The 13,800-nt window shown below is 53.6% G+C and carries 8 protein-coding genes; 4 read left to right on the forward strand and 4 right to left on the reverse strand.

What is annotated here, in order from left to right; translation table 11 throughout:
- Position 1: 1 nt before the first annotated feature.
- On the reverse strand, positions 2-970 hold the full coding sequence (locus tag RBB80_RS30545) for an MBL fold metallo-hydrolase (protein WP_433965883.1): 969 nt from the start codon (positions 968-970) through the stop codon (positions 2-4).
- Positions 971-1,675: 705 nt separating this feature from the next.
- On the opposite strand from RBB80_RS30545, the gene RBB80_RS30550 reads away from it, so the two are divergent.
- Both RBB80_RS30550 and RBB80_RS30555 read left to right on the forward strand, forming a co-directional pair.
- Positions 1,676-3,691, forward strand: a complete 2,016-nt coding sequence (locus RBB80_RS30550; RefSeq protein ID WP_433969975.1) for a DnaJ domain-containing protein — start codon at positions 1,676-1,678, stop codon at positions 3,689-3,691.
- A 378-nt stretch (positions 3,692-4,069) separates the two neighbouring features.
- Positions 4,070-4,825 (forward strand): hypothetical protein, encoded by a 756-nt coding sequence (locus RBB80_RS30555; RefSeq protein ID WP_433965884.1) that lies wholly within the window; start codon positions 4,070-4,072, stop codon positions 4,823-4,825.
- A 574-nt stretch (positions 4,826-5,399) separates the two neighbouring features.
- Here the strand turns inward: RBB80_RS30555 and RBB80_RS30560 are convergent.
- A complete protein-coding gene (locus RBB80_RS30560) occupies positions 5,400-6,194 on the reverse strand; it encodes a hypothetical protein (protein WP_433965885.1) in 795 nt (264 codons plus the stop codon).
- A gap of 572 nt (positions 6,195-6,766) precedes the next feature.
- Positions 6,767-8,701, reverse strand: coding sequence for a winged helix-turn-helix domain-containing tetratricopeptide repeat protein (locus tag RBB80_RS30565; RefSeq protein ID WP_433965886.1), 1,935 nt, complete (start codon positions 8,699-8,701; stop codon positions 6,767-6,769).
- A gap of 294 nt (positions 8,702-8,995) precedes the next feature.
- Between RBB80_RS30565 and RBB80_RS30570 the strand changes: the two genes are divergently transcribed.
- Complete coding sequence (locus tag RBB80_RS30570) at positions 8,996-9,685, forward strand: hypothetical protein (RefSeq protein ID WP_433965887.1); 690 nt, start codon at positions 8,996-8,998, stop codon at positions 9,683-9,685.
- Positions 9,686-10,267: 582 nt separating this feature from the next.
- On the forward strand, positions 10,268-13,009 hold the full coding sequence (locus tag RBB80_RS30575; RefSeq protein WP_433965888.1) for an MGH1-like glycoside hydrolase domain-containing protein: 2,742 nt from the start codon (positions 10,268-10,270) through the stop codon (positions 13,007-13,009).
- Between the two features lie 183 nt (positions 13,010-13,192).
- Here the strand turns inward: RBB80_RS30575 and RBB80_RS30580 are convergent, their stop codons facing one another.
- Positions 13,193-13,729, reverse strand: a complete 537-nt coding sequence (locus RBB80_RS30580; RefSeq protein WP_433965889.1) for a cupin domain-containing protein — start codon at positions 13,727-13,729, stop codon at positions 13,193-13,195.
- Between the last annotated feature and the right edge of the window lie 71 nt (positions 13,730-13,800).

Genomic DNA, 13,800 nt, shown 5'->3' on the forward strand with positions numbered 1-13,800 from the left:
TCTAGATGGTCTCAAACGCCCTGGTACCCGAGTGCAACAAAGTTACTCGGGTTCTGGAACAGGTTGCCCCATACTGCGTCATATCGCGCCCCAGGCTTAACCGCGACAACTTCAGGCAAGGACTTACCCTGTTTTTGAGGGCTGCAACCTTGTCGCGGATCTCAACCAATACATCTCGGAATAGAATCAGATCGGCTTTGCCGCCCACGGCTCCGTGCCCGGGAATGACGATCGTCTTGTCGGACACTTTTGCAATGTTCGCTTCTGCCGCGCGTATCTGGCCGTCGATGCTGCCTCCCGTCCAGTAGTCGATAAAAGGGTAATCGCGGTTCCAGAAGGTGTCTCCGGTGTGGAGAATGTCGTCCTCAACAAAGTGCACGGAGATATCAGAGTCTGTGTGGGCAGGCTGGTAGTGCTTCAGCATCAGAGTGGTGTTGTTGGCATGTAGAGTGTGTTCGTCTTTAAAGACGGTGGAGGGGATCGCACCCGCCGGCGCGGCTTGGAAAGTGTACCTAAAGTTGCCTTCGACGCGCGTGGCCTGGGAAAGATGTTTACGCGTGTTCTCGTGCGCCAGGATACTGGCTCCGGCTTCATGGACCCACTCGTTGCCGCCGGTGTGGTCGAAATGCCAGTGGGTGTTGATCAATTGTTTGATGGGATCTGCGTTGATGCTCGCGAGGGCTCCAGAGACGTGCGGACGTGCGGTAATGATTTCCGCATCAACCAGCAGCTTTCCGTCAGGGCCAGTGAGAACGGCGATATTTCCGCCAGGACCTAAGAGGACGCTGATGTTGCGGCGAAGGTTTTGAACCGTGACTTTCGCTGTGGCGGCTTCTTTGAACGCTCCTACAACGATGCCTTCTGTCTGGGCCATCAGGTAACTTGGAGCAAAGCAAGCTGCGGCGAGCGTCAGACCTCCGGCAACGAGAAACTGACGACGTGAAATGTCGAGTGACGCTTCGGGAACCATCCTAAGATTCTCCTGTCGCTTTTCGCCTTGAGTTTAGTCCACATCTTTGGCCTTTGGTCTAAATCTGAAAACAAAATTATTGTCTGATCTCTCCAATCGAGAATCATGCGCAATCCGATTCGGCGGACACTGGCCGACATATCAGGATGGTCAACGAAGAAGGTCTCCTGCCCAGAACCCGCGCAGCCCTCAGCTCTCTTACGGATCGACGAACGCAGCCGATCAAACTGGGCGCGGTCGCCCGCTTGTGTAATTCACAGACCATGAACCAACTTTGTTAATGAGGCTTCCCGGCTAAAGTGCGGCCGAAGACGTGCTCTGATACGACCGCTCCGAGACGTATGGGCTTCAATTTCACGAAGCCGACCGACGATTCTGCCGAGATGTGACGGTCGGTGATATGGAAGAGACCATTCCGGAGTGTTCTTTCACCTAGCGGGCCTAGTGATCCTGGTCGATAATGGTTGAGTTCCCAATAGCAATCATTCCGATAGAAGAGCCCCAATGTTTGAGTTCTTGCGAAGAGTGTTCGGTGGTTCGACGCGAAGCGCCACCAGCCCCGCAATCAAGGTTCCGGCCGCAGAACCCGTCCGTCGGGTGCCTGAGAAGCAACAAGATCGCGCGAAGGCTGCAGATCCCGTGCGACCGAAGGATAGAGCTCTGTCTGGACGTGCCGCCGTTGACGAGTATTTCAAATTGAGCGCGGTGATCGAATCCGCAAAAGCTGCAGGTGACTACAAGAAGGCCGTCCGAGCCGCACGAAACAGCTTCCCGTTGATGCCAGCGGTCGTCGCACAGATGAAGAAAGAGTTCGGAAGGTTTGACATCGCAACATCGCACGCGATTCATACGGGCGGTACATTGATGGCCGTTATGGAAGATGCTGAGGGAATTAGCGAACTGCGGCAAACTCTGGACAAGACTGTTGACCTGCATAAATGGCTGGAAAGCGCTGATCAAGCGGAAAGTGATCTGAGATCGGTCAAAGCTGTCTTAGCAGCAGTCACCGCCAATCCGGGCGTCAAGCAAAATGAACTGAAACGATTCGTTGATGGGGATGGCCGACGGCTCAGCACCCTGGTCTCGTGGCTCGACAAAGGCGGACGGCTTCATCGGGTCAGCCGGCCTCCGACCTATGCGTTGTTCATCGATGCTCCACCTAGAGAGAGCCAGCCACAACAATTGACCGGTCAGACTTCGACATCGTTGCATGTACCGACCGCGAGAAGACGGTCCGCTCGATCAGCTAGTCATGCCACCAAGCTGGAACTGAACAACCTTCCGTATGTTCGCCTACCCAAAGCGCCACCCTCGTGGGAGGAAAAAGCACAACCAAACGATTTGGGGGAACGGGCTCTGTCTAGCTCCGATGATGACAGCGACCGAGCGACTCAGCAACGTTTCGCAGTCTCCTCTACCGGCTGGCGGATTCTGGAGGAGCAAAAACTGACCCCAGGAGAGAAGCCCAACCCTGCCTATCGGACGATGTTTCCGACGGGCGGCTCTACGGTCTGGTTAGACCGCAAAGGAAGACGGGAAGATTTTCCTGAGGCACGCAGCATTGTTATGACCACCGGACGGGATGGACGGAAGATTGCAGAACAGGCCCTTCCGTTTGACGTCTACCGTTCCGATGTAAACAGTGATGGTTCGGGAATGGTCTTCATGTCCAGCGATGGGTTGTTGCATGCCTACTCCGGCACGCTGGAAACCATGTTTATCGATCAAGTGTCGTCTTTGCCCGAATACGAAGCTCAGGCCAAGAGGTTTGGCATCTCGGAAACACAGCTGAAGAATCACACCCGCTGCGTCGCGCTTTCCGCGGACAGGACAAGATTCCTGGTCACTATCGTTGATGAAGCCTGGTGTTACGACGTGGAGACTGGCAAGCCAATCTGGGGTCTGAGGTTCCCGAGCAAGGAAGGCTGGAGCGAAGTGGCCACTGAACGCTCAGGACGTTCTGGAGTCAGCTCCGAGATATATGCAGCTCTGGATCTAATGGAACTGAGGTTGCCGGTGAGTCCCGAAGAAGTGACTCGTCAGTACAAAACGTTAGCGAAGCAATGGCATCCCGACAAAAACCAACAGTTACCTGAATTCACTCGCAAGTTTCAAGATCTCAATGCAGCCATGGAGATGCTTACGGGGATGGACCTGTCGCGGCTCTCAAGGTCGGAGATCGAGACATCGTCGTATGAACAGATGCTCCATCGCGTTACCGTGCCTTTGAAAAATGGCCAATCTGTGACCTTCACCATATCTCTTCAAGTCGGCGGTTCATTCGGCACCGACTGGATTTATGCTGCGAACTTTGCCTATGAAGGTTGCGGCTCCTTCTTGGCGGGATATAGCGGTAGGGTGGTAAAGGTCGATCCTCGAGGTCGCCCGGTGCGCGTTTACGACGTTGGCACAGTTCCGACGCAGATCACTGAAACGCCATCGCATCTTTACATTCTGACGCCCACCCGTCTCTACGTTCTTCAGGAAGATCGCCTGCTAGCCCTTGTGGATGTATTCGATCAAGGACGGATCGTCGTCACGCATAACGGTTTTGGTCTCTTACAATCGAAGTCTTTCCGATGGTTTTCCCCGGACGGTCGTGAACTCGGGGACATTGTAACCAAAGATCCTATACGTAGAGTTTTCTATGGAAGCCGCGGCTTATGTGTTGAGACCCGGATCCATCGTGCTGTGATCGAAGGCCTACCACCGTGGTGGTGACGCGACGATAGCTGACGATAAGCCGACTTCGTGTGGGTCATCTCGCTTTTGCTTGGGCAAAGCATTAATCGAGTAGTAATTTCCCCATAGGCGGTGATACGTTCAGATCCGAAAATACACTGTGATTTGAGGAACCCAGATGAGAATACCGGTGAACGCGTTCTATTACCCCGACATGATTTCGTCCGAAGTGACCTTGAAGAAGGCAATTTTGTTCTTCGATGAACTTCACTTCGTCGATCGAGCCTCATACTCTTTTGGCGGGGGCGGTCAAGGTCAAATCATGACGATCGGATGCGCATCGCCGCTTCGTTCGTATGAAGCAAGTTTCCGCGAAAATGGCGTGCCCTTTTTGTCCATGGAGCCCCGAATACGAAGTTGCCCACCGAAATACTTGAACAGGTCGCCGCAGACATAAACGATTCGACATTTCTGTCGCGTTTCCAAACGGGATTGGGGACATCCATTAATTTTCGCGACATTGAGATAACACCGGGCAACTATGGTGAATCGGGAATGCAGGAAGACTTGGTTCAGACTCTCGTCGACCTAAACCTAGCTGAAGGCCTAAGTCAGCATGAGAATGCAATGGCTTTGTTGATCGACGGAACGGTGCAAGCATTTAAAACTAGGACCGCAGTCGAGAAGGCCAGAGTGTTGGTTCACTCTGCTGCCAGGTGCTCGGTCAATATCAACGTTGCTCTCCAAGCAAGCAGTAAGAACGGAATGACACCGTTTGCCGATGCACCGCCCTTCGGTGAACTTCTCGGCACCAAATACCACCGGGCTATTTCGGCAGCCTACAAGTCAGTTCCGGCAGTCCAGTTGACTGATCTCAGTTTCAGGGTCTTTGACGAATTGATTCCCTCGGAAGTGCTCATGGAGATGACCATTCCCGAAGTGATCAGTTATAGAAGGGACTCGACAAATGCTCGGGAGGAATTTCTCGAACACCTATCGGTTCTCCAGGCGAAGCAGGGTGCGATAAAACCAGACGATGACTACAACGCGGCGGTCTCGAAGATAGTAACGACAGAGATTGTGCCAGCCGCGACAACTTACAGGAAAAAGCTTGAAGGAATCGGAGAGACACTTTTCGGCTCCCTTGCAAAGGGAGCGTGGACGGCGGTCTGAACTATGCCGGTTGGAGCCGTAGGACTGACGCTTTTTGGCGCACTATCCTGGCCACATCTAATCGCGTTGGCGGGGCCTGCTGCAGCGCTAGTCGGAAATGCGGCAATCGACGCCTTCATAGCTTCTCGGAGTGCCACTAGGGAATGCGCCATCTCGTATGTCTTGTCGCTGGATTCCTAATAAGACTGCGTGGCGAAGCTCCACCACCGGCCCCGCCTTAATGGGTGGCTCCCCATCTGGAACCGGAAGGGATCGATCTTATGGTCGCTTATTCGGAAGTTAACTTTCAGCAACCGCCCACGGATCGGTACCGGGAAACGCCGATCTGGTCACCTTACCGGCGCATCACGGTTGCATTGCGCCATATCACCGATGAAAGGGCATCAGTGAATCCAGAAGATGTCCCACGCTGATGCACATTAAATTCGGGCGGGAAGCTGGGGTAACGGCGGGCGAGGCTCCACAGGCCGGTTGGCTGCTTTCTTCGCCCAGTACCCTCTGCCTGGGACTGGAATGTTGAGCTTTCTGCATGTCTTGGCGATTGCGACATCGGATACGCCGTACTCTCTGGCAGCTAACCGGACAGGCATCGTCCACACCTTTTCGTACAATTTCTCGCGATCGTAACGGGCCATGAGAAAAGGGAGACCTGCTGGGATTTCTCGACAACAGGAGGCGTGCTTGGCTTTGGTGCCTGATTGGTTCCGGCGCGATGTACTGCAATTTGGTTGTTACCCCTTGTGCCTTCGACGTGTTGCAACTCCACCTGGGCGGGCTGAGGGATTTCAGTGGAAGCAGTCTTTGCAACCGCCCGGTGAGGGCTCTCCTTACGCTGCTGCGACCTGATGCGAATCACGGGGAGGGAAGGTCGAGGCCCCACAGGCTGATTCGCGACCTTTTTGTTCCAATAGCCTCTACCTGGGACTGGAATATAGAGCTTTCTGCATATCTTGCCGAGTGCCACGTCGGACACCCCATACTCTCTAGCGGCCTTCTGCATAGTCACGGTCCAGACCTTTTCGTACAATTTCTCGCGATCGTAACGGGCCACGAGAAGAGGGGACACCTGCGGAGATTCCTCGAAGGCAGGGATCTTTCTCGGCATAGGTGCCTGGCTGGTCTCCGCACGATGCGATAGCTCGAGAGGCTCAGAAGCTGCGTCTTTCAAGCTCTGCGACAACGCCAGTTCAGGCTTGGGCAGGTGTGCGGCGGTAACCGGGGTGTCTGGGGCCGCACCGATTGTCTCCTGATCCGCTCCGTCCTCCGGTTGAGCAAAATCCGTCCGCTTGCCCCCTCCCTCGATAGGCAGTACGCCATTGATAATAGGCGTTTCGTCCGACGACCATGCTTCGCTAATTCTGACCGTCATTAGCTCACTCGCCGCATCGGAATCGGACTGATCTATCCTCACTGAATGCTGGGATCTTGAGCAATTCGCCGCCTGAATCGACTTGCCACGTCGTCGCCGGGGGCTTAGGGACGAAGGTAGCGGGCCCGAATGAATATTAGTTTGCTTTTCGTCAGGTGCGACCGGCTGCGCACTCGCGTCTTCCCGCTCGATTCCAACTGGAAATTCGTCAGGTTTCGGGCAGTCAGCAACCAGCCTTTGTTGGGGGACAGATAGAGGGGCCTCGTCAGCCAGACCAGAGGCATAAAAAGTTCTAAAATCGTCCAACAGGGCCGACCATTCTTTAGTTCCTCTGTTTTTAGCTGCTTACAGCAGAACCCATTTTTATTTCTGACTCCTCACGAGCGACTCTCTTGATGCGTTCGTTTTGAAGGAAAGCCTAGCGGCGCGTGCCTCTGGATTTTTCGCCAATTGATAAGGCAGAAAAGGTCTGAAAGTTCGAGTTACTGACTGTATAGAAAATGTATTTCAGTTATCCACCCGTGCCGGTTTGTGCCCAAGAGCGTTATCTACATTCATTCGAGCCGAACGCACTATAGGAATCTGCGCTTGAACTCTTCGTGGCGTTGGCGTGCCGCGTCCATAAGTTTAGAAAATTCCGCTTCGCTGCGAAGCGAATCGAGAAGCGGATCGGTCGCAAAGTAGGGATAAGGGAAAAATCCATTCTCAATGCTGTGACGCAAGACTCGAAGTGCTGAAGGTTTGTCCCCGGTCAATGCATATGCTTGAGCGATCTTGTACATCGCCTCGGGATCGACCACGCCATGTTCGTTGATCTTGGCTTCCAATGCATGGAGAACTCTAACGGCCTCGAAATTTTGTTGCTGAATTCCAAAGCTAAGGGCCCTTCCAACTTCCGCTTGGAGTAGAGTGTGATCAAGCTCAAACGCATGATCGAAATTCGCTTTTGCCTGCTCCAGGTTCTTCTTGTAGTACTCGCCGAGACCACGGTAGAAAACAATGAGAGCCGCATCCTCGGTCTTGGGAAGACTTTGTAGAAACTGGTCGTATTGTCCGAGATAGAGATAGCCATTCGGAGTGGAGCTGTTGAGCTTCACGCCCGGGTCGAGTTGCCTGGCCCGTTCACACTCGGAGACAGATTCGGACAACATGCCTGCGAACCGATAGGCATAGCCTAATTCCCAGTGAATCTCCGCCTGATTTGGATTTGTTTTGAGAGCTTCGCGCAAGAGTGGAACGGCCTTTTCCACTCTGCCCGTGTCGGTGTACATGTTGGCCAAGTAGATCCGAGCATCGATCTCATCGGGTTGCAGAGAAAGGGCTTTCGCAAAGGCCGCCTCAGCCTTGCGGTAGTGCTCCGCGCCGCCAAACTGAAACGAAGCATTCGCGGTATAAGACCTGCCGAGATGGGCCCAGGCAAGGGCGAATTGCTGCGCGAGCTGGGTCGACTTCTCCAACATCTTGATGGCCATGGGGAAGTCGCCTTTCGAGTAGAGGTCAACTCCGCGCAAGTAATATTCGTAGGCAAGCGGACTAACAGTTTCATCGGCCTTCAATCGCCCGGCTTCGGAGGCGGAAAGCGTCACTTCCAGTCCTCGAATGATCTGCTGGGCCACCTGGTCCTGAACTGAGAGAAGTTTGTCGTATTTGAGATCGAGCGCTCCCTTCCAAAGAAGGTTCTCCGTCTTGACATCGATCAATTGACACGCAATTCGAAGATCGTCACCTTCGCGGAGAAAAGTTCCGGTGAGCAGCGTATCCACATTCAGCTCCGCGGCCACTTTCGCAATGTCGATCGTCTGAGACCTATATTTCTGAACAGCATAGGAAGGACGAACCGTGAGTTCACTGACGTAACCGAGTTTTGTGATGATGGCGTCGGCGAGTGAGAATCCAAGATAGTCCGTATTTACATTTTCCTGCAGGTTTTGGAATGGAAGGACCGCAAGACGGCGGGGGACCTGCGAGAGTTGTCGAGGATTGGACTTGTTCCGATAAGCCCGATAGCCCAGCGCGGCCAACACAAAAATTGCTATCAGGCCTAGCATCATGACGGTTGAGCGAAACCGTCTCCGATCTTCGCGGGCGTTGCCGGATATCGGCAGGTTCCCGGCGAAAGGATCTGTACGCGGAACCGAAGCCACGTGTAGTGGGTTGGCCGCGGGAACGAGCGGCGGGCAGTCTGCGTGATTGTTCACCGACAGTTGCGACACCGGCACCGCAAAGCGGTAGCCCTTTTTCGGCACGGTCTCTATATATTGTTGACCACTCGGGGTTTCACCCAGATGCCTGCGGAGTGCAGATATGTTGACCGTCAGGTTGGCCTCTTCCACAAAGCTGTCGGGCCAGACCTTACGCATGAGTTCTTCTTTGGTTGTTAGGCGACTGCCGTTCTGCACCAGCACCAAAAGAACTTCAAACGCCTTCGGAGTAAGCGAAATAGGATTCCCTTCACTCTCCAGCAAGTGATTTTCGGGGTCGAAGCGGAATGTGCAGAATTGGTACAAGTGATTGACCTCCAAAGGCCTTAGCTGGATTTGCATATCCTTTGGAAATTCCTTGCAAAACTCTTGATGAACCTTAGGGACGCGCGAACCCCGATTCCGTAGTGTGATCACATTGCTGGTCGCGTTGCAGGGCCCGGGCGGCGAAAGTCTGGAAGTGGTCGATCACAACTTCCTCGTTGCCAGTGGATCTCCGTCTACCACGACCCGCGTTCAATCATCCCCCTCCCATCAAAGAGGGCGAACCGGTCGAGCCTCGTGGTTCGGTCTAATTCTAAATGAAATGGAGAAGATGCAATGAAAAACGACAAGTTCGCGCAGTGCTGCAGGTATCTGGAGTCGGGCACGATCATCTTTGCTTTGGCGACCGTCATGGGGGCAGTTGTCGCTCCGATCGCAGCTTCCGCACAGGACAAGAAAGATGAAATCAGTTTTGATCTGGTGGCAAATCCAAAGTTTGTCGATTGCCTTCGCAAGTCCTCGTATGAAGAGCCCAAGGCCCGGGCTACGGTGATTCGCGGCAAACTCAATGACACTATGATTCTGGACCTCGATGGATTCAAGCCGGGCCTTGCCTTCGACCTCTTCACGGTACAACGTAGTCCGTTCCTGTCGGATAAATTGCCCGATCCGAACTTCAAGGGCAGCTTCGGCCTCGCGTGGTATCAGTCGGACATTCAGATCGGAAATCACAGCGACGACGGCCATGTTCGCATCAAGACAATCCTGCTCGATCAGATCTTCGGCTTCGATCCGGATGCATCGCTTCCACCTACGAACACCTTCCACGTAGGGTTCTGGTTCAACAATCCTCAAGACGCTGCCGCCTGTGGTTTCCCCGCCAACGACCCCACCAAGTTCACTCCGTTCAACGGCGAACACAAGGCTGGCCCCTTCGCGATGATCAGTGTGCCGGATCAGAAAACACAGTTGGGCCCGCTCTGCACCGATCCCGATGACTCTCATCCGGGTAGTTGCAATCCCTAGACCCAGGCCTGCAGTTGGGAGCGGGCTGCATTCAATGCGGCCCGCTCTTCCTTTGAGGGCACCTATTTCACGCGTAAGAAGCAACGACAGTGAATATATTCGCCGATCCGGAACAGTCGAGAGTTCCTGGAAATGGCCCAGCTTCGGTGCCGGGCAAGGTGTACCTTTGCCATTCGTGGATATCCGCGCTGTCAACAATAGTGGCGAGGTGCCCTGGGACGGAACGACGCAGGGCGGGTTGCAAGTCAGAGGAAGGCCCAGAATTGACTGGGGATGCATCGACATCTCTCTGCATTCCTTTGTGGGTCACCTCGGATCGGCATTCCCTGATCTGGTCCCAATCGCCGACTCTTCTATCCCACCCGCCGCATTTCGCGACTGGAGGCGACACCGCGCCCGAGTGCTGGAATTTTTGTATCAGGAGTAAGATGAGCAACTGGCATGGGAAGCGTTGTGCGCTACATTATGAGTAGCTGGGCACAGCCTTTGGATTATTAGATAGCCTGCTTTGATGAAGTACCGCAAAATTCAGAATCGTTTATTTTTCAGCATTCAGACTTCAAGCGAAACGGTGTGAAGATCATGACTGATAGTGCGACGTCAAAACAGCAGCGAGCATTCAGTCAATTACCGGGCACGACAGAAGATGCGAGACTTGCGAAATCCAATTCTCGCGAGGAGAACTGGCAGCGTTGGGGAACCTATCTTCCAGAGCGGCAATGGGGCACCGTCCGGGAGGACTATTCGCCCGATGGAAATGCATGGAACTTTACTCATGACATGGCGAGATATCGTGCCTATCGGTGGGGCGAAGATGGAATCCTCGGTTGGACCGATCGTGAGTGTCGGCTATGCTTTGCCACGTCGCTATGGAACGGAAACGACCCCATCCTGAAGGAACGTCTCTTCGGCCTGGGAAATCCTGAGGGTAACCACGGCGAGGACGTCAAGGAGCAATATTACTATCTTGACGCCACACCAACGCACTCCTACTGCAAGGGTCTATATAAATATCCTCAACGGGCTTTTCCTTACGATGACCTCGTCGAGACCAATCGCAAGCGCGGATATGATCAGCCGGAGTACGAGCTTTTGGATACAGGCATCTTCGATCAGGAACGCTACTTCGACATACAAGTGGAGTATGCGAAGGCCGGCCCCGAAGATACATTTATCAAACTGACAATTTCGAACCGCGGCCCCGCTGCGGCTGACCTTACTATCGCACCCACCCTTACCTTTCGAAATAACTGGTCATGGCGCAACTTGGAACCGGGCGAAGAGACACGCCCTTGGATGCGCATGCAGGAGGGGAGCGACCGTATCGTGATTGCGAATCACAAGATACTTGGTAGATTTCGCTTTTGTGCGATTGATGGATCTGGACCAAAGATGGAAGAGGTCATCTTTACGGAAAATGACACCAACTTTCATCGACTTGTTTCGAATTATCAGGGCTCACCCCGATATTCGAAAGACGGCTTCGATCGGTATTTGGTCGGAGGAGAGATGGAGGCCGTCAATAAAGAATTGAAAGGTACAAAGTCGGCATTCGTATATCGTCTGCGGCTGGGTGCGGGGGACTCTTCTGTGCTGCGGCTACGGCTAGTTCGTGAAGACAACGAAGAGCCGTCCTATATCAACCAGTTAGCGTTCGATGAAGTTTTCGCCGCGCGTCAGAGAGAAGCGGACGCATTTTACGCAGAGCGTATTCCGGAGAGCTTTACCGATGATGAACGCAACGTCTCGCGCCAGGCCTACGCGGGACTGCTCTGGACGAAGCAGTTCTATTACTACATCTCAGAGCGCTGGCTTGAAGGAGACCCTGCTCAGCCGGCTCCTCCAAAAGAACGCCTCATGGGCAAGAATGCTGATTGGCGGCATCTATACTGCCGCGACATCCTCTCTATGCCAGACAAGTGGGAGTATCCATGGTTCGCTGCATGGGACACTGCATTCCATATGATTCCCATGGCGGAGATCGATCCAGTTTTCGCAAAAAACCAGCTTCTTGTCCTTTTGCGTGAGTGGTACATGCATCCGAACGGTCAGATGCCCGCTTACGAGTTTGCTTTTGGAGACGTCAATCCGCCTGTACATGCATGGGCCGTAATGCACGTTTACTTGATAGACGCTCGGCGGAATGAAGGAGTGAAGGACATTGAGTTTTTGGAACGTGCCTTCCAGAAGTTGCTGTTGAACTTTACCTGGTGGGTCAATCGTAACGATCAGAAGGGTCACAATCTCTTTGGCGGCGGATTTCTCGGATTGGATAACATCGGGGTTTTCGATCGTTCGATCAAGATGCCCGATGGAACCAGCCTCAATCAGGCAGACGGCACGGCATGGATGGGACTTTACTGCTCATCTATGCTGCTCATCGCACTCGAACTCGCACAGACTCGCCCTGCGTACGAAGACATCGCCAGCAAATTTTTTGAGCACTATATTGCCATCATCGATGCCATCAATGGACTTGGCGGAACCGGCCTGTGGAACGAAGAGGAGGGCTTCTACTTCGACCAATTAACTACGGCGAATCAGCCGCCGAGGGCGCTCAAGGTCCACTCGATCGTTGGCATCGTTCCTCTGTATGCCATCTGCATCCTTCACAAAGAAGATGTTGATCGGCTACCGGGGTTTCGCAAGCGGATGCAATGGTTTCTTGCAAACAAGCCTGAACTTGCGAAACATGTTTCCGACGTAGAGACCTCGGATCCATTACTCGCTGGCTCTAAATTTATTGCTCTTGTTCCCAAGGAACGTCTTTTACGGATCTTCACACGGCTTCTCGATGAAACTGCATTTCTCTCAGACCATGGCGTCCGGGGCCTTTCCAGATACCATGAAGGCAATCCGTATCAGGTCGAATTAGCCGGAAAGACTCTGGTAGTCAAGTATGTTCCGGGAGAAGGAGACAGTGGCATGTTCGGCGGAAACAGTAACTGGCGCGGACCCGTCTGGTTCCCCATGAACATCTTGCTCTTGAATTCCCTGTCGTCTTATCACGCTGTCTATGGCGACGACTTCACAGTGGAGTGTCCCACTGGAAGCGGGAAAATGCTCACGCTGCAGGAAGTCCAGGAAGAGATAGCGCGCAGGCTGGTCGGCCTCTTTTTGCGTGATGCCGACGGTCGTCGCCCATCCCATGGCAACGAACAACGTTACATTGATGACCCACACTGGAAAAACCTCGTGCTCTTCAGTGAATACTTCTGTGGTGACAGCGGTCGAGGTACCGGAGCGAGTCATCAGACGGGTTGGACGGCATTGGCAGCCACCTGCATGGAGAAGATGCATCGTCTGAAAGAAACGGTGCGGTGAAATAAAGGCGGATTGCCTTCTGGAGTCCTCTTATCGACTACCTTTTGTATGACAACCCACTTCTCACAACGAAAGATAACACCAACATCTAAGCAAGCCGATTCGTCGGGTACATACTTTAGTCCCTTGGGCACCTGGGCGAGCACTGGTCGATTTCAGGCCGGTGCTTCCCCTCGAAACGGCCTACTTTGCCTCTTTGAGTAGCTCGGTTCGGTACTTCGGAGCTAGTTCCATCACTTTCTTGATTAACGTTGCTTCCTGCGCTGCATCAACCTTGGGAGGCGGAGTGGTACGCGTTGCAACCACGGTTCCCAACTCTTTGAAGAACTCCTCCTGCCCTGCCGGCGAGCAGATGCAAAGCATCCTCACCGGCTCCGACGAGGAGTTATGGAATTGATGTGGAGCGTTCGCTGGAATATGGATCGTTTCTCCAGCGCGAACAACACGCTTCTCTCCTCGGAAGGTCGCTTGCAGTTCACCGTCGAGAAGAATAAAGGTTTCCTCGAAATCATGGCGGTGCGGGGGAGGGCCGCCTCCGGGAGGAACATGCATATCGATCAAAGTGAATCGCCCTGCAGTATCCATTCCGGACAGCAGGATCGTGTAGGTGTCGCCAGCGAGTGCGAGATGCAGGGCATTGCTGTTATCGGAGTTGGCAACCACTAGATTCCGTCGTGGGTCGTCGGCCGGAATCGCTACCGTGTCTGATATCGTAGACATCTTCTGCTCCTTGTTTGAAATTGAGGAATGCTCTAGCTGTCCGACCTGGTCGAGCCCAGCGAGAACACTCC

Source organism: Tunturiibacter gelidiferens (assembly GCF_051013345.1).
Taxonomy (GTDB): domain Bacteria; phylum Acidobacteriota; class Terriglobia; order Terriglobales; family Acidobacteriaceae; genus Edaphobacter; species Edaphobacter gelidiferens_A.

Coding starts and splice junctions, on each gene's coding strand:
- RBB80_RS30545 (WP_433965883.1), bottom strand. CDS start 970: ATGGTTCCCGAAGCGTCACTCGACATTTCACGTCGTCAGTTTCTCGTT.
- RBB80_RS30560 (WP_433965885.1), bottom strand. CDS start 6,194: ATGACGGTCAGAATTAGCGAAGCATGGTCGTCGGACGAAACGCCTATT.
- RBB80_RS30570 (WP_433965887.1), top strand. CDS start 8,996: ATGAAAAACGACAAGTTCGCGCAGTGCTGCAGGTATCTGGAGTCGGGC.
- RBB80_RS30575 (WP_433965888.1), top strand. CDS start 10,268: ATGACTGATAGTGCGACGTCAAAACAGCAGCGAGCATTCAGTCAATTA.
- RBB80_RS30580 (WP_433965889.1), bottom strand. CDS start 13,729: ATGTCTACGATATCAGACACGGTAGCGATTCCGGCCGACGACCCACGA.